Annotated in this window: 20 protein-coding genes; 13 read left to right on the plus strand and 7 right to left on the minus strand. The window is 68.4% G+C overall.

Going from position 1 to position 18773, the window contains the following annotated elements; genetic code table 11:
- Positions 1-21: 21 nt before the first annotated feature.
- From BO221_RS21320 to BO221_RS21350, 7 genes are all read right to left on the minus strand, one after another.
- Entirely contained in the window at positions 22-1587 is a 1566-nt protein-coding gene (locus BO221_RS21320) for a hypothetical protein (protein WP_073562303.1), read from the minus strand.
- Positions 1584-2372, minus strand: a complete 789-nt coding sequence (locus BO221_RS21325) for an outer membrane lipoprotein-sorting protein (RefSeq protein ID WP_073562368.1) — start codon at positions 2370-2372, stop codon at positions 1584-1586. The genes BO221_RS21320 and BO221_RS21325 overlap by 4 nt, the downstream gene beginning before the upstream one ends.
- Before the next feature lie 5 nt (positions 2373-2377).
- Entirely contained in the window at positions 2378-3679 is a 1302-nt protein-coding gene (locus tag BO221_RS21330) for an ABC transporter permease (RefSeq protein WP_073562304.1), read from the minus strand.
- A 4-nt stretch (positions 3680-3683) separates the two neighbouring features.
- Positions 3684-5783: an ABC transporter permease gene (locus BO221_RS21335; RefSeq protein WP_073562305.1), complete on the minus strand. Its 2100-nt coding sequence runs from the start codon at positions 5781-5783 to the stop codon at positions 3684-3686.
- Positions 5784-6545 carry an ABC transporter ATP-binding protein gene (locus BO221_RS21340; protein WP_073562306.1) on the minus strand — a complete coding sequence of 254 codons (762 nt, stop codon included), beginning with the start codon at positions 6543-6545 and terminating at the stop codon, positions 5784-5786. It lies immediately after the preceding gene.
- 45 nt (positions 6546-6590) lie between these two features.
- Complete coding sequence (locus BO221_RS21345; protein WP_073562307.1) at positions 6591-7115, minus strand: GbsR/MarR family transcriptional regulator; 525 nt, start codon at positions 7113-7115, stop codon at positions 6591-6593.
- 142 nt (positions 7116-7257) lie between these two features.
- The gene (locus BO221_RS21350; protein WP_073562308.1) at positions 7258-7815 is read right to left on the minus strand and encodes a hypothetical protein; all 558 of its coding nucleotides are present in this window, start codon (positions 7813-7815) and stop codon (positions 7258-7260) included.
- Positions 7816-8021: 206 nt separating this feature from the next.
- Here BO221_RS21350 and BO221_RS21355 point away from each other — a divergent pair, with 206 nt between their 5' ends.
- From BO221_RS21355 to sctQ, 13 genes are all read left to right on the plus strand, one after another.
- Positions 8022-8300, plus strand: coding sequence for a hypothetical protein (locus BO221_RS21355; protein WP_073562309.1), 279 nt, complete (start codon positions 8022-8024; stop codon positions 8298-8300).
- 142 nt (positions 8301-8442) lie between these two features.
- Positions 8443-8997 (plus strand): hypothetical protein, encoded by a 555-nt coding sequence (locus BO221_RS21360; protein WP_073562310.1) that lies wholly within the window; start codon positions 8443-8445, stop codon positions 8995-8997.
- 93 nt (positions 8998-9090) lie between these two features.
- Entirely contained in the window at positions 9091-9528 is a 438-nt protein-coding gene (locus BO221_RS21365) for a tetratricopeptide repeat protein (protein ID WP_043405075.1), read from the plus strand.
- Positions 9529-9553: 25 nt separating this feature from the next.
- Positions 9554-9958: a hypothetical protein gene (locus BO221_RS21370; protein ID WP_073562311.1), complete on the plus strand. Its 405-nt coding sequence runs from the start codon at positions 9554-9556 to the stop codon at positions 9956-9958.
- Between the two features lie 9 nt (positions 9959-9967).
- Complete coding sequence (locus tag BO221_RS21375) at positions 9968-10798, plus strand: sigma-70 family RNA polymerase sigma factor (RefSeq protein ID WP_073562312.1); 831 nt, start codon at positions 9968-9970, stop codon at positions 10796-10798.
- On the plus strand, positions 10680-11222 hold the full coding sequence (locus BO221_RS56290; protein ID WP_233166185.1) for an ATP-dependent helicase HrpB: 543 nt from the start codon (positions 10680-10682) through the stop codon (positions 11220-11222). The genes BO221_RS21375 and BO221_RS56290 overlap by 119 nt, the downstream gene beginning before the upstream one ends.
- Before the next feature lie 139 nt (positions 11223-11361).
- Positions 11362-12156 (plus strand): type III secretion protein, encoded by a 795-nt coding sequence (locus BO221_RS21385; RefSeq protein WP_073562313.1) that lies wholly within the window; start codon positions 11362-11364, stop codon positions 12154-12156.
- Positions 12157-12209: 53 nt separating this feature from the next.
- Positions 12210-13799, plus strand: a complete 1590-nt coding sequence (locus tag BO221_RS21390) for a hypothetical protein (protein WP_073562314.1) — start codon at positions 12210-12212, stop codon at positions 13797-13799.
- Between the two features lie 24 nt (positions 13800-13823).
- Positions 13824-14513, plus strand: coding sequence for a FliH/SctL family protein (locus BO221_RS21395; RefSeq protein ID WP_073562315.1), 690 nt, complete (start codon positions 13824-13826; stop codon positions 14511-14513).
- 3 nt (positions 14514-14516) lie between these two features.
- Entirely contained in the window at positions 14517-15833 is a 1317-nt protein-coding gene (gene sctN, locus BO221_RS21400; RefSeq protein WP_073562316.1) for a type III secretion system ATPase SctN, read from the plus strand.
- 85 nt (positions 15834-15918) lie between these two features.
- Positions 15919-16410: a flagellar assembly protein FliH gene (locus tag BO221_RS21405; RefSeq protein ID WP_043405093.1), complete on the plus strand. Its 492-nt coding sequence runs from the start codon at positions 15919-15921 to the stop codon at positions 16408-16410.
- A 28-nt stretch (positions 16411-16438) separates the two neighbouring features.
- Positions 16439-17341, plus strand: a complete 903-nt coding sequence (locus BO221_RS21410) for a flagellar hook-length control protein FliK (RefSeq protein ID WP_073562317.1) — start codon at positions 16439-16441, stop codon at positions 17339-17341.
- Entirely contained in the window at positions 17338-18741 is a 1404-nt protein-coding gene (sctQ, locus tag BO221_RS21415; protein ID WP_073562318.1) for a type III secretion system cytoplasmic ring protein SctQ, read from the plus strand. Before BO221_RS21410 ends, sctQ begins: the two co-directional genes overlap by 4 nt.
- Positions 18742-18773 lie beyond the last annotated feature (32 nt).

Genomic DNA, 18773 nt, shown 5'->3' on the forward strand with positions numbered 1-18773 from the left:
GTCCCTGATTCCGGGGGCTTGTCAGAGGTCGATGCGCAGCCCCACGCCGGCCTGGAGCGTGGGCGGGGCGATGTTGACGGCGGGGATCTCCTGCTCGCCCTGGCGGATGGGTGGCAGGTTGAGGGCGAAGCGGAACTCGCCCCCCTTCTGGCCGTAGTTGAGGGCGACGAAGGCCTCGACGCTGAGGTAGCGCAGGGCGCGGTGCGTCACGTCCAGGCGGGTGATGAAGGAGCGATCGGAGAGGTTGCCCAGGTTGGACAGGATGAAGTTGGTGTTGTCCCAGGAGCCCGGTCCGGAGAGCAGCCCGTAGATGGCGGCGTAGTGCTGGCCGATGAAGAAGGGCTGATATTGCCCCTGGAAGATCAGGTACGGGTAGACCAGCGAGGAGGAGTAGCCCGTGGGGTTGTAGAAGTACTCGACGCCCACGGTGGCGGTGTCGTTCTCCGAGTACGCGAACGTCCAGGTGGCGCCGGTGGTCAGCTGCGGGATGTAGGAGCCATCCAGGTAGGTCGTCTCGACGGGGATGGCGCCGATGTCGAGCGGCGGGCCGCCGTTGTTGGCCTGGCTGAACAGGTCCTCGAGCGAGAGTCCCGCGGGCAGCTGGTAGAGGGGCGTGTCGGAGCCCCTGCGGACGGCCAGCTCGCCGTAGATGTCGATGGGGCCGATGCCGGAGGAGAAGTCGAACCCGAAGCGGGGCTTGCGGCCGCGCTGGAGCACGGCATCGAAGCCCAGCTCGGTGGAGCCGAGCACCACCTCGGCGCGGGCGGCGCCACCGACGCGGCCGAGCGTGTCCGCGGGGCCGGCGTTGTCGAGCAGGCCGATGGCGTAGAAGTTCCAGCCCCGGGCCTCCCAGGGCACGTGCACCTTGAGCATGGTGGCTCCGGTGCGCGCGTCGAAGAGGGCGAGCGGATCCCTGCGCTGGGGGCTGAGGAAGTCGGTGGGGTTCCAGAAGCGCGCGGTGCCCCACTTCACGTGCTGCTTGCCGGCGGTGATGAAGAGCTTGTGATCCAGGTCGAAACGCAACCAGGCCTGGTCCAGCAGCACGCGGGGCTCGGCGGCGGCCGCACCCGGCGCCGAGGGGAGGAGGCTGCCCGAGCCCTCCTTGCGCGTGGGATCATAGGTGAGCCGGCCGAGCACGAAGCCGCGAAGCCGGTCGGTGGGGCGCGCATCGAGGTAGCCGTCCACCAGCATGGGGGCGGAGACGGCGGTGTTACCGAAGGACACCCCCTCGCTGCCCTGGGTGAGGGCGCGCAGGTAGAAGCGGCCGCCGATCTTCAGCGGATCCTCGACGGCCTCCGCGGTGTCGAAGGCGTTGGTGGCCGCCGGGCCATCGAGCGCCTGCGCGTCCCGATCCCCGGGCCGGGTGTCCCGGGCCTCCGGGGCCGTGGCGGCTGGAGGGGCCTCGGGAGCGTCTCCGAAGAGGGCGCTCTCGTCGGGGCGGGCTGCGTCCGCCGGAGCAGCGGGCGCTGCCTCCTGGGTTGCCGGAGCCTCACCGCCGAAGAGGTCCGCCTCGCTGGGGCGCTCCTGAGCGAGCGCGGGCAGGGCGGCAAGGGCCGCGGCGAGCGCCAGGGTGGTGCGGGTGCTCATCGGCTTTTGCTCTCGAGCCAGGCCTTGGTGAAGATGTTCTCCTCCAGCGCGTTCAGGTCCACGTTCTTCACGACGATGACGGTGGAGTTGGCCTTCTCCACCTCGTCATAGAAGCGCATCTCCTGGGGGAACCAGACGTCGGCCTTCTTGGACTCGCTGAAGACCTTCATCCACTTGGGGAAGTAGGCGGTGCGCATCAGGCGCTTGGAGAGCGCGAACTCCTGGCGCTTGAGGATGTTGGACGTCTCCTTGTCCACCCACAGGTGCACCACGGGGTAGGCCACGTCCACGCCCTGCCTGGCGGTGAGGATGAGCTTCCAGGCGGTGAACTTGCCGAGCTTCTCCTCGCCCTCGAACGCCGGGTCGTACTCCTCGGCGAGCCGGGACTCGTCGAAGTCGGCGCGGCGGCTGTCGGTGCCGGCGATGCGCTCGCGCTCGGTGCGCCGCTCCCACTTGCCGGTGTTGGGATCGTAGCTCCAGAGGTTCTTCTCCAGCCGGAGGTAGCCCTTGCCGGCCTCGCCCTTGGGCTTGGTCATGAGGATCATCAGCTGATCCTTGGCGTCGCGGCGGTACACCACGGCCTCGCGCACGACGTCCGTTTTGTCCTTCTCCTTCTGCTCGATGTACATCAGCGACTTGTAGTCGCCGCCATTGCTCTGGCGGTCATCGAGCGTCGCCAGGAGCTTCTTGAGCTCGGCCGGGTCCTTCATGTCGGCGGCCCGGGCGGAGGGGACGGCGAGGAGTACCGCGGCGAGCACGGCGCCGAAGAGGTTGCGCAGGGTCATGGTCATCACCCGATGTGGTGCATCGCCGTGACGGGCTTCATCCGCGCGGCGAGGAAGGAGGGAATGAGCGAGACGAGGGTGGTGCAGAACGTGATGATGAAGATGGAGCTGGCCACGGCGGCCGGGCTCACGGCGAAGCGCAGCTGCTCGGACATGATGATGAGCTGGACGGCCACGGGCATGGTGATGTGGGCGGCGTTCAAGCCCAGGCACACGGCCAGCCCCAGCAGGGCGCCGGACAGCGTTCCGAACAGCGCGAGCATGAAGGCCTCGAGCAGGAACATCAGCACCACCCACCCGCGCTGCATGCCGATGGCGCGCAGCGTGCCGATCTCCCGGGTGCGCTCGCGGATGGCGATCCACAGGGTGTTCATGACGCCCACGCTGATGATGATGAGCAGCAGGACGAGCAGTCCCACGGTGAGCCCGTTGAGCGCCTTCACGGACCAGGTGATGAAGGAGATCTCATCCTCCCAGTTGGTGATGTCCAGGCGCTGACCCGTCCAGGCCTCGCGGTTGACGGTCTCGAACTTCATGAAGAACGGGTTGGGGTTGTGGTCGAGCACCTTGTGGCCGAGCTCGGGCAGCCGCTTCATGAGGCGGGCCTGGACGGCGGGGACGTCGGCGGTGTCCTTGAGGTAGAGGTGGAGGGCACCGGTGGCGTCGTCGCGCATCTGGTAGAGGGCGCGCAGGGTGGAGTTGGGCAGGTAGCAGTAGACGGAGCTGAGCATGCCCACGTTGGCGGCGATGGCGGCCACGCGCACGTCCACGGTGTTGCTGGTGCCGCGCATGGTGGGGGAGGAGAGGGTGACGGTATCGCCCACCTTCACCTCGAGCTTCTTGGCCTGCTCCTCGAAGAGCAGCAGGGTGTTGGGCTGCTCCAGGTCCTCCATGCGGCCCTCGCGCAGCATGAGGGCCTTGCGGAAGCCCGTCTCGTTCTGGATGTCGACACCGCCCAGGACGAGGTCCATGGAGCTGGTGTCGCTGACCACCTTGGAGTAGCCGCGCCCGCGCTGGACCATGTAGTCGAGCTCGGGGACCTCCTGGAGGAGCTGCTTCTGGAGGGCGGGGATGGCGGTGACGACGGGGGCGGACTGGCCCGCGGTCACCTTGAAGAAGCCGGCCACGTTGACGTGCCCGGTCATGAGCGTGGTGGCGGTCTCCACCGTCGTCGTCTGGATGCCGTTGGACAGGCCCATGAGGATGACGAGCAGCCCGGTGACACCGGCGATGGCGCCGCCCAGCAGCAGCGTGCGGCGCTTGTGGGAGGCGAGGTTTCGCAGCGCGATGAGCAGGAGTTGGAACATGGCTTCACTCGTCCGTCTGCATCGCCTGGATGGGCGAGACCCGGGTCGCGAGGTACGCCGGGTAGAAGGTGGAGAAGGCGGACACCCCGAGCACGATGGCCAGGGCGGTGATGATGTTGGAGGCCTGCAGGGTGGGGAAGAGGCGCGGGCCGGAGAAGAAGAAGTAGAGCGACTCGTGGAAGGCGGGGATGCCCGCCATGCCGAGCCCCTTCACGGCCAGGGAGCCCAGCAGAGCGCCCGCCGCGCCGAACACCAGGCCCAGCACGGTGGTTTCCAGCAGCACCATGCCCAGCACGAAGCCGCGGTGTGCTCCGATGGCGCGCATGGTGCCGATCTCCCGCACCCGCTGCAGCGTGGCCATCATCACCGAGTTGTTGATGATGACCACCGCCACCACGAAGATGATGAATACGGCCGCGTAGAGCACCAGCTTGGCCACCAGGATGATCTGCCCGACGAGGTCCGACGCCTGGTGCCAGGAGACGACCTTGAGCGGCAGCCCGGCCTTCTTCGACGCCTCCTGGAGCTCCACCAGGGTCTGCTCCAGCGTGTCCGGGTCCTTCAGCATGATCGCGGCATGGAGCACCACGCCGTCGTCGATGTCCTGCTGGGTGTACTTGCTCAGGGCCAGCTCCTGCTGGCGCCGCGCCTGGGACGAGCCCGCGAGCTGCGCGTCCTCGTCGATGGAGCCCGAGGTGGTTTCCGCCACCAGCGAGCTGTCCTCGCCGAAGAGGGCCGCCTCGGCGTCCTCGCGCGTCACGTCGGTGACGCCGCTGGCCTCCTGGAGCTTCGCCAGCTCGTCCTTCTGGTCCGCCGTCATGTAGCCGTACAGCTCGCGGAAGGTCATGATGTCCATCAGGCTGAGCGAGCCGGCCAGCTGGGACTTCTCCATGCCGGTGAACTCGAAGGTGCCGTACACCTTCACGTTCGCGCTCCGTGCGTAGCCCGTGCGCGTGAAGGCGGTGATGGTCAGCTCGTCCCCCAGCCGGAGGCGGTAGAGGTCCAGCAGGGGCACCAGCTCCGCGTAGAACTGCTGGTAGCGCGTGTCGAAGTTGGCGTCGTCCATGGTGAAGAACGCCACCAGCAGCTTCTCCAGCTCCGTCTCGGTGCTGCCGAGCACCTTCTGCAGCCGCGCGATGGCCTGCTGCGTCTTGAGCGGATCCAGCTGGAAGAGGAGCTCGCGCGTCTGGGTCTGGTTCTCCTTCAGGCGGCGCTGGAGCTCGGGGTCCTCGGCGATCTTCCGGTGGTTGACGTCGCGGGCCTCCTTGATGATGTCCAGCCGGCGCGCCGTCTTCAGCTTGAAGAACTCCTCGTAGGAGAACTTGGGCAGCAGCAGGCCGCGCTGGCCCTCGGGCACGGCGGTGCCGTCCACGATGCGCATCCGGTCGAAGGTCTTCTGGTAGTTGACCAGATCGGTGCCCAGGTAGCGCAGGGGAACCATGTCGCCGTCCGTCACCAGTGGGGCGATGCGGTTCTCCAGCAGCTCGAGCGAGGCGAGCGGGTCCTTCTCGAAACCGTCCCAGAACTCCTGGGAGCGGGCGCGCTCCAGGGCCCGCAGGTCCGCGGGATCCATCGCGTTCTCGGCGGCGAGGGCGTTGCGCCGCTCCAGGTCCTTCTCGAGCAGGGCGATCATCTGGCGCACGTGGGTCTTGAGGCTGTCGATCTGCGCGCGCAGCTCGGGCGTCTCACCCGCGGCGGCCTGCTTGTAGAGGTCTCTCAGGCGCGCGAGCGTCAGGTCCACCGTGTTGCCGGACATCAGCATGGTGGAGTTGGTCCCCATGGGGACCACCGTCTTCACGTTGGGGTGCTGCTCCAGCACCTTCTTGATGTCGGAGAAGCGCTCGATGACGCGCAGGTCCGCCTCGCCACCCATGTTTCCGTAGAGCGCCAGCGAGTCCTTGGACTTCTCCGAGTACACCTGGAGGTGGCCCGCGACGCTGCCGATGATGCTGCGGCTCATCGACTCGTCGAGGCTGTCCACCACGGCGCCCCCGACCACCACCAGCACGGTGCCGAAGAGGATGATGCCGCCGATGATGACGTTGACCCAGCTGGCGAACAGGTTGCGGAAGGCCACCTGCACCAGCAGCTTGAGCTGTCCCATCTAGTGCCCCTCCGCTCCCGCGGCCATGGCCTTCTGGGCCTCGGCCGGGGTGATGCGGTCGAGGATCTTCCCGTCCGCCAGCCGGACCACCGCGTTGGCGTGGTTCATCACCTTGGCGTCGTGGGTGGAGAAGATGAAGGTGGTGCCCTCCTTGCGGTTGAGCTCCTTCATCAGGTCGATGATGTTCTGGCCGGTGACGGAGTCCAGGTTGGCGGTGGGCTCGTCGGCCAGCACCAGCTTGGGCCGGGTGACGAGCGCGCGCGCCACGGCCACGCGCTGGCGCTGGCCGCCGGACAGCTCATTGGGGCGGTGCTTCACGTGCTTGTCCAGGCCCACCTGCTCCAGCAGCGTCATCACCCGCTGCTGGCGCTCCTTCGGGTTGAGCTTGCGCTGCAGCAGCAGGGGGAACTCCACGTTCTGGTAGACGCTGAGCACCGAGACCAGGTTGAAGCTCTGGAAGATGAAGCCGATGGTGTGCAGCCTCAGGTCCGTGAGCTGCCGCTCGGAGAGCGTTTTGGTGTCCTGGCCATCCACGCTCACCACGCCGGAGCTGGCCGTGTCCACGCAGCCAATCAGGTTGAGCGCCGTCGTCTTGCCGCTGCCGGACGGGCCCGCGATGGAGATGAACTCGCCGGGGTACACGTCCAGGGACAGGCCCCGGAGCGCGGGTACTTCCACCTTGCCCAGGGTGTACGTCTTGATGACGTCGGTGAGGGAGACGATGGGCCGGTTGGCGCCAGAAACGGCGGTGAGCTGGGTCATGGCTGGGTTCGGTCCTTTCCGAGACCGGGGAAGGGGTGGGGGAGGTTAGCGGGCGCCGCTCCGGCGTTGGCGCGGGACGGGTGGGGGAGGGGTGGTCTGGCTGCCGGGTCTCCGGGCGAAGCGGGCACGCCAACGCTCGGCCGCACCCGCCAGTTCCTGGCGGTAGAAGCCGCAGAACTCTACCGCCTCGCGCAGCTTGTGGCGCTCTTTCAGCTCGGGCATGGCCAGTGCGTCCTGGCACAGTTGGCTCAGGGCGTCCATGGCGGTGACGGCCATCTCGAGCCGGTGATCCCAGCCCGCGCTGTTGAAGACGTAGTAGTGGCGGCGATCCCCCGGGATGCTGGCGGGGTCCACCAGGCCGCTGGCCTGCAACTGGCGCACGTTGGTTGAGACCGAGGCCGGACTCACCCTCAGCAGCCTGGCGGCCTCGCCCAGTGCGAGCGGCTTCTCGGCCAGCAGCAGCAATCCGAGGATGCGGCCGCCAATGCGCGGTACGCCCTGGCGCTCGAAGAACAGGCCCATCGACTCGATGAACCGCTCTTCCTCGGCGCTCAACCCGTCCCGACGCATGCGCGGCTTCTCCCGGAGCGGAAGTCGCGCACCCGTCTACGGGCGTCAGGACGTTCAGTCAATACTGAATGAACTGATGGAGCCCGCGGCACCGGTGTGGCGCCGCGGGCTCGAGGTCCTTCATCCATGGGTGGGACTGGGACTAGTGCTTCACGTCGCCGCCCTCGTCACCGGAGCCGCCCACGTCGCCGGAGCCGCCCACGTCACCGCCCATGTCCTGGTCCTTGTTGATGTCCTGGTCCAGGCCCGAGCCGCCCATGTCCTGGTTGATGCCCGTGTCGCCTTCCAGGCCGCTGCCACCCGTGTTCGCCATGTCCAGCGAGATGCTCTTGGCCACGTTGTCCGTGCCCTTGATGTCGAAGCTGGCGCGGACCTGCTGGCCTTCCTTGAGGTCCTTGACGCGCTTGACGGTCGGATCCGCGAACTGGGTGTCCTTGTCGATCTTCACGGGGATGATGCCGTTGTCCGTGCGCAGGTGGAGCAGGTTGCTGCTGCTCTTCACCACGGTGCCGGTGACCTGCTTCTCGCCCGTCATGCCCATCTGGCCCTGCATCTGGGTCTGGCCCGAGCCGCCGATGTCGCTGCCCATCTGCCCGCTGGTCTGGCTCTGCTGGTCCTTGTGCTTGTCGTCACCCGCCAGGGCCACACCAGAGCTCAGCAGCGCCACGGTCGCGAACAGCCCCACGATCTTCTTGCTCATGAGATTCTCCCTTTGAGGCGGTGGGCGGTGCCCCCCTGGCAGTGCCCCCCGCTGGGAAAAAGCTAGGTGCACTCTGGGTAGCGGCCAGGGACGTCCTGGGAAGCGGGATCGCCTGAGCCCTCCCCGGGCGTCTTTTGTTGGCGCGCCGCCTCGACCGTAGGGCAGGCGGCTTGAACCCGGAGGGTGTTTTCCCCTACCTTTCCACCATGCCTCCCCCGTCCAAGCAGCAGCCCGCGCCCGTCGCAGAGCCCCTGCCCACGCCTTCCTTCCCCGCCATCGAGTCCTTCATCGAGACCGCCTCCGCCGAGGAGGTCCAGGCCCTCTTCACTCCGGTGAAGAGCGAGCTGGCCAACCTCAAGGGCCCCAAGGCCGAGCACGCCAAGAAGGTCCAGGCCGCCATTTCCCGCACCGAGGAATTGCTCGGCGTGCTCCTGGAGACGCGCGAGCGGCTGGTGGCCGAGACCAAGGGTAAAGGCCGGAGATAATTGAGGTTTTTCGGCCCGGGCCGACTTTCTGGTGGATCAGACGCAACTGTGGCGGACGATCACCGATAATTCAGGAAAAGGGAGCGCGGGAACCCCCAGTGCTCCACGAAGCCTTGGCCGTTCCATCGTCTGGAGAGGAACCATGAAGATCGACAGCAACCTGAACATGCCGCGGATGTCCACCAACGTGACCACGGCCCGCGTGACCCCTGACACGAGCTTCGCCGCTCGCGTGCAGAACGGCGTCGGCACGGCGGCCAACATGGTGGCCGGCGGCGTGGGCGTGGTGGCCAACATGGTGCCCGGCGGCTCCGTGGTGTCCGCGGCGGTGTCCTCGCTCACCACCTTCAGCAACACCAGCGGCTCCGGCTCGGCTCCGTACTACGGCGCGGCCCTGGGCTCCGGCGCCTCCCCCATGAACACCACGCTCAACGCGGGCGGCGGCAGCGCGCTCGTGTCGGGCTCCACCTCCATCGGCGCCTCCGGCGGCAACAGCGGCCAGGTGAGCCTGCCCGGCGGCGGCAGCGGCGTGGGCGGTGAGTTCAACGGCGAGATGCAGGGCATGTTCGCCGAGCAGAAGAAGCTGCTGGGCCTGCAGGTCGCCATGCAGCGCGAGAACCAGGTGTTCAGCACCATCTCCAACGTGCTGAAGACCCGGCACGACTCGGCGAAGAACTCGATCGGCAACATCCGCTAGCGTCGGCGCTGGCGGTCTCACGGGTCCGGTGCTCCGGGGAGGACGAGGCCTCGTCCTCCCCATGGCCGGGCCGGAAAAGGAAGCAGACGTCACATGGCGGAGACTTCGGAGATCTCGGGCAGCCTCGTGCCGCTCGCCAGGCGGGAGGCGATGATCCTCCTCGAGGCGGGCTATCTGTGGCTGGACATGGGCCAGTTCGACAAGGCGCGCGAAATCTTCGCTGGCGCCGCGCTGCTGATGCCCAGGAGCGAGGTGCCTCAGCTGGCGCTCGGCTCGCTCGAGTTCGCCCAGGGCCGCCATGACAAGGCGCTGCAGGCCTACCGGGCCGCTCAGCGGCTCGCCCCCAATTCGGCCCTGCCTCGCGCCCACGTGGGCGAGGCCCTGCTGTTCATGGGGAAGGTGCCCGAGGCCCTCAAGGAGCTGAAGGCCGCCATTGATCTGGATTCTGAAGGTGATGGGGGACGGCTGGCCCGCGCCCTCATCGACGCGAAAGAAGCGGGGGCCCTGCCTCCGCCCTCCGCGAAGAAGTAGACTGTGCTGAAGGAAGGAGATGCCGATGTCGGTCGGTGGAGTTGGACGAGGGGGCGGAAAGGGACGTGCTGGAGGCGCCAAGGGCCCCTCCGGCAAGGCGCCGGCCGGCAAGGCAGGGGCGACGACTTTTGGTGGCTCGGTGGATCGCACCGCCGGGCTGGTGGGCCCCTCTGGAGCCGTGGGCTCCGGCAACGTTCAGGGGCCCCAGGCCGCTGACCCCATCACCTCCCAGGCGCTCGCCATCGCCAAACAGCTCAAGAACGGGGACTTCAAGAACAAGGAAGAGGCGACGCGCAAGCTCGTCGCCGAAGTGCTCAAAGAGAAGCTGCGGATGAAGTCGTCGGCGCTCACGAGCAAGATCGCCGATGCCTTGCAGGATGACCCCCGACTGAATCAGGCCCTCGAGCGGTTGTGGTCGAAGGCCGAGTGAGCGCCCCGCTTGGCTCTCGGCGAAGACAATAAGGTCCTGCTGGAGAAGTACGGCCCCTACGTGCGGTCGCTCGCGGCCACCGTGCGCAGGCAGTTCTCCGCCCAGCTCGAGCTCGATGAGCTGATCGCCTACGGCCAGATTGGCCTGTTGGAGGCGGCGGATCGTTTTGATCCGAAGGTGGGCGCCAACTTCCTCACATTTGCCCACTACCGCATCAAGGGCGCCATCTACGACGGCCTGCGCAAGATGGGGATTCTCAAGGGCAACGACGCGCGCAGCTCCTACATGGGAGAGCGGGCGACGGCGTATTTGGGAAATCTTTCGGATCGCGAGCAGGGAGGAGGCAACCGCGGGGGGTCCATTGACGATGATGTCATGGAGATTTCCAACGCGGTGGCGGGGCTGGCGATGGTGTTCGCGACCAGTCTCGAAGGTGCGGACACCCTCGGCTTCTCGGACGAGTCGCTTCCGGCGGATCAACGGATAGAGCTCGAGCAGCAGCGGGTGAGGTTGAGGGCGGCCATCGAGAAGTTGCCGGAGAAGGAGCGCCGGCTGCTTCAGGGCTACTACTTCCAGGGCAAGACGCTGGAAGAGGCGGGGGCGGAGATCGGGCAGTCGAAGAGCTGGGCGTCGCGGCTGCATGCGCGCGCCATCGAACGGCTCAAGGAGCTTTTGAACGAGGAGGACTCTTCCTCCTCCGAGGATTCAAGGAGGCAGTCACATGGCGGGTCCGATGGCCGGCGTCTCGGCGGCGCAGATCGCTCAGCAGAAGTTGCAGGATCAGGGCGCGCAGCAGGTCAACAAGCAGGGAGCCTCGAAGTTCGACGCGGCCCTCGCTAACAAGGCCCAGGCCGCGGGCGGGCCTGAGCAGGTCCAGGCCACCCAGGCCACTCAGGCGACCCAGCGCGCCGAGCAGATCCGCCACACCGAGTCCGTCGGCAAGACGGAGAAGGCGGCGCTCAACAAGGTGAACACCGCCGGCCAGGAGCCCGCCACCGCGCGCGGCGCCGAGGCCGTCAACGGCAAGCAGGAGGCCAACAAGGTTGGCAACATGCTGTCGCACGTGGTGGGCGAGCTGGAGAAGGGCCAGGTCAACATGGACAAGCTCATCCAGGCCGGCGCCTCCGGAAAGACGTTCTCCAACGCCGAGCTGCTGTCGCTCCAGGCCGGCATGTACAAGTACACGCAGGAGCTGGACCTGACGAGCAAGGTCGTCGAGAAGGCCACCAGCGGTCTGAAGGACACCCTGAAGACCCAGGTGTGAGCGAGCAACCGGCCGAGCCGGTTCCTCCACCGCGAAGGGCGTCTCCTCGAATGCGAGGGGGCGCCCTTCCTGCTTTCCAGGCTGTTTCCGGGTTGGGTCTTGTTGCGAGGGAGCCCGCCCATCTAAGCTAGGCGCGCCCATGACGCTCCGACCGTACGCGCTCGCCGCCCTCCTCGTTCTCGCGGTGGGGACCGGCTGCACCATCGACCTGCAACACGACCTGACTGAACAGGACGCCAATGAGATCTACGTCCTGCTCAGCAAGAACGGCATCGCCGCCACGAAGATGAAGGAAGAGGGTGGCAACGAGCTGCGCTTCCGGATCCAGGTGCCCAAGGCAGATGCGGCCCAGGCCGCCGAGCTGCTGCGCGCGTACTCGCTACCGCGGCCGATGGAGAAGGGCCTGAACCACTTCGCCAAGGGCGGAATGGTGCCCACCGCCACCGAGGAGCGCGCCATGCTGCTCAAGGCGCTCGGCGGCGAGGTGTCCAACTCGCTCAATCAGATCGACGGCGTGCTGGAGGCCCGGGTCATCGTGATGATTCCGGAGAACAACGACCTCACGCAGCCGGAGAACAAGCCGGAGCCCTCGGCGTCGGTGTTCATCAAATTCCGGCCGGGCCTCAAGAACGAGTCGCCCATCAAGCGCGAGGACGTGCAGCAGTTCGTCTCCACGGCGGTGCCGGAGCTGAAGCCCGCGGCGGTGACGGTGCTGCTGACGCCGGCGCTGCCTCCTGATGCCGAGGTGGGCCCGGAGAGCCGCCTGCAGGACGTGTTCGGCATGCGGATGACGGCCTCCAGCGTGAGCCAGTTCCGGATGATGGCGGGCGTGGCCGTGATGGTCATCCTGGCGGCCATCGGCCTGGCGGTGTGGCCCATGCTCCGGGGCGGTGGTGCCGCTCCCGCCACGGGCCGTCCCCGCCCGAAGCAGTGAGCCGAGCGACGTCCGCTCCTTTCCTGGAACGCCTCCCACCCGCGGGGTGACCGTTGGATCAGTTCTTCACCTCGCTGAGCAAGCGGCAGACGATGATGCTCCTGACCGCCGTCACCTTCGGTGGCCAGGAGGGCATCGCCGCGCTGGAGCATCTGCCCGAGGAAGAGGCGGAACTGCTCCGGCACCGGGCCCAGGAAATCCTCCAGATTCCGCGCGAGAAGCGCATCCCGCTGCTGGTCCAGGAGATCAAGCGGCTGGTGAAGGACCGGCGCGGCCAGTTGTGGAGCGCGGATCCGGAGCGTCTGGCGGGGTTGCTCAAGCGCGAGCGTGCCGCCCTGGTGGAGGTGATGTTGCGCGCGCTGCCGGCGCAGCTGGCCGAGGCGGTGCGCTCCCATCTGCCCAACACGGGGAAGGTGAAGCTCACGCGCGAGGTCCGGCCTCAGGTGCTGGACATCGTGCGCTGGAAGCTGGAGGAGCGGCTGTCGCGCGAGTCCGCGGCGCATGTTCCCTTCAAGTTCACCGACGTGCTGCTGCTGCAGACGCGTGAGCTGCTCACCATGTGTGACCGGCTGGGCGCTCGCGTGCTGGGGCCGGCGCTGGCGGGCATTCCGGATGGCGCTCGGGAGCCGGCCTTCGCCGTGCTGCCGCCCCACCTGCGTCAGCTCGCCACGCGCGCCGTGACGGCCAACGCCCCGCGCAAGCTCGCCGAGGAGGACGCCCAGGCGCAGCTCGATCTGTACGGCGGCATGGACAACCTGGCCGCCGCCATTCGAGGCGCTGGCGTGCACCGGCTGGCGCGCGCCAGCGTGGCGCAGTCCGCCGAGTTCGCCTCGCGCCTGGTGGAGAAGCACCGCAGCGAGTTCGGGCAGATGCTCGCGAAGTGGGTACGCGAGGAGCGCGCCAAGCCGACGACCCGCGGGGATGGTGGCCGCACGGACATCGTCACGGACCTGGAGCGGCTCGCGGCCCGGGGTCTCATCGAGCGTCCGGTACGGCTCACCCCGCCTCGTCCGCCCGCTCTCGGCCCTCCGCCCTCGGTGGCCGGCAAGCCGGCGGTGGTGTCTCCGCCTCCCGCGAGCCGGAATCCCGCCATGTCGCGCGAGATGCGCGCGGGCGCCAGCTCGGAAGCCTCGGTCCGCCGGTCCGCGTCCTCCCAGTCCGTCAGCATGCGGAGGGATCCCATCGCCGAGCGAGAGGCTCGCCGGGCAGGTGCCAGCTCGGCTTACGGAAACCGCCAGGAGGCCCCGCCCGAGTCCTCGCCCTCGCGGGTGAGCCGGGTAGCCCCCCGGAGTGCTCGGGATGGGGCTCGGGAGGGCGCGGAGGTGAAGCCGGATCCTTCCGGGGCGCGTATCGGGCCGCCGCCGTCGTCGCGGCCCCCCACGAACGTGGGCTCCCGGTCCCGGGTCGAGGTTCCCGCGCAGGACTCGGAGGTCTCGCGCATCATCCGCTCCCCGGTGGCGCGCACGCACAGCCGGAGCGCCGTATCCCGGGTGGAGGGTGAGCCTGAACGGCCGCCCAGGGTGCTGGGGACCAGCACGTCCCTCCCGGCGGTGAAGACGGAAGGTTCCCAGGTCCAGCGGCGCGTGCAGCGGCCGGGCGGGCCGGGCACCAGCGGGCGTGGACCGCGGGGCGGAACGCGCTAGCATCCGGCGGACAAGGAGCTTTCCATGGCGATCGGCAAGGTGATCAAGGGCGATTCGGGGGCCGAGCCTCTACCCGGTGGGGACAGGCCGGCCGGCGGGGACAGGCCGGTGCTGCGTCCTCCGCGCCCGGGCGTGATGAACGCCGAGGTCTTCGATGCCCGGCAGAGCGCCCAGGGCATCATCGAGGAGGCCAATCGCGAGAAGGAGCGCATCCTCGCCGAGGCCCAGCGCGAGCGCGAGGATTTGCTGGCCAAGACGCGCGAGCAGGGCCGGCAGGAGGGCCTGGCGCAGACCACGGAGACCCTCCTGCGCGCGAAGATGCAGGCCGGGGAGATCCTCGCCCAGCAGGAGCGCGACGTGGTGGCCCTGGCGTGCAAGATCGCCGAGAAGATCATCGGCCGCGACGTGGAGCGAGATCCCACGCTGCTGGCGGACATCTGTGCCAAGGCCATCGAGGAGCTGCGCAACGCGCGGGCGGTGGTGCTGAGGGTCAATCCCAAGTCGGCGGCGGTGCTGCGCGCCCGCAAGGCGGAGCTGATGGAGCTCATCGGCCGGGCGGTGGACGTGTCCATCAAGGAGGACCCGGACGTGGCCCCGGTGGGCTGCATCGTGCAGACGGAGTTCGGCAAGGTGGACGCGCAGCTGCCCACCCAGTTCGAGATGCTGCAGAACGTCCTCTTTCCGGATCAGGGCAAGAAGGAAGGCCCCGCGTAAGCCATGCCTCTCGATCTCCAGCGCTACTTCTCCATCATCAAGGAAGCGCCGCTGTACCGGGTGCAGGGCCGCGTCACCGAGCTGACGGGGCTGGTCATCAAGGCGAGCGTGCCCGGCGTGCGCGTGGGCGAGCTGGTCATCATCAAGGGCCATGGCGGCCGCTCCGCGGTGAAGGCCGAGGTGGTGGGCTTCCAGGGCGACGAGGTCATGCTCATGCCCCTGGGCGAGCTGCTCGGCATCGGCCCGGACAGTGAGGTCGTCCCCACCGGCAGGCCCCTCTCCATCAAGTGCGGCGAGGGGCTGCTGGGCCGCGTGCTCAACGGCATCGGCGAGCCCATGGACGGCAAGCCGCTGCCCTCCGAGGGCTTGTTCGACTGGTCGGTGGACCGGGACTGCCCGGATCCCTTCACACGCCAGCGGGTGGAGCGGCCGTTGCCCCTGGGGGTGCGCTGCATCGACGGGCTGCTCACCGTGGGCGAGGGCCAGCGCGTGGGCCTCTTCGCCGGCTCGGGCGTGGGCAAGTCCACGCTGATGGGACAGATAGCGCGCAACAGCCATGCGGACCTGTGCGTGGTGGCGCTGATCGGCGAGCGTGGCCGCGAAGTGCGCGAGTTCATCGAGGACGCCATGGGCGAGGAGGGCATGAAGCGCTCCGTGCTGGTGTGCGCCACCTCGGACCAGCCCAGCCTCGTGCGTCTGCGCGCCGCCTACGTGGCCACGGCCATCGCCGAGTACTTCCGCGAGCGCGGCGGAAACGTCCTCTTCATGCTCGACACGGTGACCCGTCTGGCCCGTGCCCAGCGTGAAATCGGCCTCGCCATCGGCGAGCCCCCGGCGCGTCAGGGCTACCCGCCCAGCGTGTTCTCCATGCTGCCGCGCATCCTCGAGCGCACGGGCAACTCGGAGAAGGGCAAGTGCACCGCCATCTACACCTGCCTCGTGGCCGGCGGTGACATGGAAGAGCCCATCGCCGACGAGGTCCGCGGTATTCTCGACGGCCACTTCATCCTCAACCGTGCCCTCGGCGAGCGCAACCAGTGGCCCGCCATGGACGTGCTCGCCAGCCTCTCCCGTGTGATGAGCGGCATCGTCTCCAAGGAGCACAAGAAGGCCGCGGGCAAGCTGCGCGAGACGCTCGCCACCTACGAGAAGCAGCGCGACCTCATCCTCCTGGGCGCCTACCAGTACGGCACGGACCCCCGGACGGACTACGCCATCGACAAGTACGACTCCATCATCGACTTCCTCAAGCAGGACACCCACTCCAACAGTGGGTTCGACGAGACCGTCGAGAAGCTCATCGGCCTGTTCGAGGAGTGACGGGGAGGCCCCAGGGCGTGAAGTAGCGGGCAGGCCTGTCCGGGAGGGGTGACGGACCCGGGGTTTTCCAGGTTAGGATGGGGCCATGCCCCCCTACCGGTTGCAGACCCTGCTCGAGATGCGCGAGCGCGCCAAGGAGGAGGCCGAGCAGGCCTTCTCCGACGCCGTCAAGGCGCTGGACAAGCAGAAGGCCGAGCTCAAGCGCCTGGAGCAGGAGCTCGAGACGCGCAAGGCCGAGCGCAAGCAGAAGGTCATGGCCTACCTCCAGGGACTCATGGCCAAGGGGACCACCGGTCCCAACAGCTTCACGATGATGAACCGGTACGAGGAGCGCCTCAAGGACGAGGAGGCGCAGCTCGCGCTGGAGATCGAGCGCCAGAAGGAGGTCGTCAAGACGGCCGAGAAGCTGGTGGAGCAGCGCCGGCGCGAGATGGCCGAGGCCGCCAAGGAGCTCAAGGCCATCGAGAAGCACAAGGAGAACTGGCAGAAGCAGATCCGGGCCGAGCGTCAGGCCAAGGAGGAGCTGAACCAGGAGGAAATCGGGAACACCTTGTTCCTGATGAGGCAGCGCAAGTAACCTCCAGCTCCCCCCAGGTGGTGTCGAGATGAGCCGAGTCGAAGACGATCGTCAGGCGCAGAGGACCGCGGAGCGGCTGGTCCAGGAGAAGCGTCTCCAGGAATCCAAGGGCAAGCAGCGCCAGGAAGGGGAGTCCTCCTTCTCCAAGCTGGTCCAGCAGCAGAAGTCCGCGCAGGCGCAGCAGCCTCCGCAGCAGAACCTGGGCAAGTCCGTGCTGGCTCGCCTGCAGCAGGAGGGCAAGGCGGGAGACCTGCGCGGTCAGCAGCGCCAGACGGGCATGTCCGAGGGCCAGGTGTCCGGGGGCCGCCAGTCGGAGTCCCCCCAGATGGCGCAGGCCAAGAAGCAGGACCAGGGCGTGACGCAGACGCGGGTCGAGTCCCGCGCGGCGGACGCGAAGGACACCAGCAAGGCCCTGGACGAGCGCGGCGAGGCGCTCGACAAGGACAGCGAGAGCGCCGCCATGGGCGTGCAGGCCCGGCGGGAGGGCAAGGGCTCGCTCAAGGCCGATGCGGACGGTGGGGGCAAGGGCGGCGGGGAGGGCAAGGACAAGAAGGACGGCGCCGAGGCGGCCGCCAGCTTCCGCTTCAACCCCGCGTTGATGGCGCCCGTGCCGGTGGCCAAGCCCAATCCCGCGTCGGGCTCGGAGCGGCTGCGCGCCATCGCCAATGAGATCGCCCAGAAGATCGTCGAGCGCGTGCGCGTGGGTACCAACGCCGCGGGCAACGCGGAGTTCCAGATCGACCTGCGCAACGACGTCCTCAAGGGCCTGTCCATCAAGCTCAGCGCGAAGAACGGGAAGATCCACGCCACCTTCAGCGGCAGCGACAGGGAAGTGCTGAAGATGCTCGAGGGGCAGCGTGAGACGCTCAAGAACGCGCTGGCTGGACGCGGCCTCACCCTGGAGGAGCTGCGCGTCGAGGCGAAGTCATGAGCAGTCTCGACCTGGATGACGAGCCCGGTCCCCAGGAGCGCACCATGCTGGTCGACACGCGGCAGCTCAAGCGTCCGACCGCCCCGGCCGTCCCGGTTGCCCCGGTTGCCCCGGTTGCCCCGGGCAAGCAGTGGAAGCCCTATTCCTTCCCCAAGCTGGAGAAGGTGTCGCTCAACGAGTTCCGGCTCACCTCGCGCGCCCGGTGGCTGACGCCGAAGGCCGAGGCCGTCGAGGCGCTGTGCACCCGGCTCAAGGGCCTCTTCGACACGCCGGTGGCCTTCTCCGTGGAGTCGGTGCGGGCGATTGGCGCGGGCGAGTTGCGCCGCCACCTGGCGGAGCCCACCTTCCTGTCCTTCCTGGTGCCCGGTCCGCACCGCGGGCGCGCGGTGCTGGAGATTGGCTTGCCCCTGGCGCACGCGGCGGTGGACGCGCTGCTGGGTGGCGCGGGCGAGGCCGTGGGCGTGCGGCCCCTGACGGACATCGAGGAGGGGGTGGCGGGCTTCGTCATCCTCGAGGCGCTCAAGGCGCTGGTGCCGGGGATGGATCCGAACCAGCCCAAGCTGCGCCTGGAGGGCGTGGCGCGCGGCCTGGACGAGGCGGTGACCCGGCTGAGCGAGGACGGGCCGGTGTTGGTGGTCCAGTTGCGGACCCGGCTCGGCTCGCAGGATGGCATGGTGCGCCTCTTCGTGCCCTCGGGCGTGCTGGACCTGATGGAGCCGGCGCAGGCGGCCGAGCAGCGCCGGGCGGCGTTGCAGGCGGACATCCAGGCCAACCTGGGCCGGCTGTCCTCGGTCCGCACCTGGCTGCGCGCGGAGATCGCCCAGGCGGAGATCTCCAGCGGCGACCTGGCGAGCCTCCGGGTGAAGGACGTGGTGCTGGTGGATGCGTTCTCGGCCCGGCCGGACCGGGGGGAGAACGGCACCGCCCGGGTGCTGCTGGGGCTGGCCCGCAAGGGCTGCCTGGCCGCGGACGTCTACCTGGAGAATGGCCAGTACCAGGCACGTATCACCGGGCTGGTGGCGGGAGATCAGTCCTTCCCACGGAGCGTGCCCTCCGAGGCGGATGAGGCCGCGGCGGGGGCCCTGGGAGAGTCGGGGGACGACGAGGAGTTCACCAACCCCGAGATGCGCAACCCTTTGGCGGAGAGTGGTGCCGTGGACGACAGAATGGATTCGGGCGACCTGCTGGGTGACATCCCGCTGCAGATCTCCGTGGAGCTGGCGCGGGTGCCGGTGACGGCGGATCAGGTGGTGGCCCTGCGGGTGGGCCAGGTGGTGGAGCTGCGCCGGGCGCCGGGCGAGCCGGTGGACCTGTCGGTGAATGGCAAGGTGATTGCCCGGGGCGAGCTGGTGGAAATCGAGGGGCAGCTGGGCGTCCGGGTCCTCTCGCTCGCGGGCTGAGAGGAGCGCGGCGCGTGTGGGGTGACCCGGGC

It is taken from the genome of Archangium sp. Cb G35, assembly GCF_001896145.1.
Classification (GTDB): Bacteria; Myxococcota; Myxococcia; order Myxococcales; family Myxococcaceae; genus Archangium; species Archangium violaceum.

What these genes read in the sequence shown, in the direction of transcription:
- BO221_RS21320 (WP_073562303.1), bottom strand. Translation starts at nt 1,587, where the DNA reads ATGAGCACCCGCACCACCCTGGCGCTCGCCGCGGCCCTTGCCGCCCTG.
- BO221_RS21325 (WP_073562368.1), bottom strand. Translation starts at nt 2,372, where the DNA reads ATGACCCTGCGCAACCTCTTCGGCGCCGTGCTCGCCGCGGTACTCCTC.
- BO221_RS21330 (WP_073562304.1), bottom strand. Translation starts at nt 3,679, where the DNA reads ATGTTCCAACTCCTGCTCATCGCGCTGCGAAACCTCGCCTCCCACAAG.
- BO221_RS21335 (WP_073562305.1), bottom strand. Translation starts at nt 5,783, where the DNA reads ATGGGACAGCTCAAGCTGCTGGTGCAGGTGGCCTTCCGCAACCTGTTC.
- BO221_RS21340 (WP_073562306.1), bottom strand. Translation starts at nt 6,545, where the DNA reads ATGACCCAGCTCACCGCCGTTTCTGGCGCCAACCGGCCCATCGTCTCC.
- BO221_RS21345 (WP_073562307.1), bottom strand. Translation starts at nt 7,115, where the DNA reads ATGCGTCGGGACGGGTTGAGCGCCGAGGAAGAGCGGTTCATCGAGTCG.
- BO221_RS21350 (WP_073562308.1), bottom strand. Translation starts at nt 7,815, where the DNA reads ATGAGCAAGAAGATCGTGGGGCTGTTCGCGACCGTGGCGCTGCTGAGC.
- BO221_RS21355 (WP_073562309.1), top strand. Translation starts at nt 8,022, where the DNA reads ATGCCTCCCCCGTCCAAGCAGCAGCCCGCGCCCGTCGCAGAGCCCCTG.
- BO221_RS21360 (WP_073562310.1), top strand. Translation starts at nt 8,443, where the DNA reads ATGAAGATCGACAGCAACCTGAACATGCCGCGGATGTCCACCAACGTG.
- BO221_RS21365 (WP_043405075.1), top strand. Translation starts at nt 9,091, where the DNA reads ATGGCGGAGACTTCGGAGATCTCGGGCAGCCTCGTGCCGCTCGCCAGG.
- BO221_RS21370 (WP_073562311.1), top strand. Translation starts at nt 9,554, where the DNA reads ATGTCGGTCGGTGGAGTTGGACGAGGGGGCGGAAAGGGACGTGCTGGA.
- BO221_RS56290 (WP_233166185.1), top strand. Translation starts at nt 10,680, where the DNA reads ATGGCGGGTCCGATGGCCGGCGTCTCGGCGGCGCAGATCGCTCAGCAG.
- BO221_RS21385 (WP_073562313.1), top strand. Translation starts at nt 11,362, where the DNA reads ATGACGCTCCGACCGTACGCGCTCGCCGCCCTCCTCGTTCTCGCGGTG.
- BO221_RS21395 (WP_073562315.1), top strand. Translation starts at nt 13,824, where the DNA reads ATGGCGATCGGCAAGGTGATCAAGGGCGATTCGGGGGCCGAGCCTCTA.
- sctN (WP_073562316.1), top strand. Translation starts at nt 14,517, where the DNA reads ATGCCTCTCGATCTCCAGCGCTACTTCTCCATCATCAAGGAAGCGCCG.
- BO221_RS21405 (WP_043405093.1), top strand. Translation starts at nt 15,919, where the DNA reads ATGCCCCCCTACCGGTTGCAGACCCTGCTCGAGATGCGCGAGCGCGCC.
- BO221_RS21410 (WP_073562317.1), top strand. Translation starts at nt 16,439, where the DNA reads ATGAGCCGAGTCGAAGACGATCGTCAGGCGCAGAGGACCGCGGAGCGG.
- sctQ (WP_073562318.1), top strand. Translation starts at nt 17,338, where the DNA reads ATGAGCAGTCTCGACCTGGATGACGAGCCCGGTCCCCAGGAGCGCACC.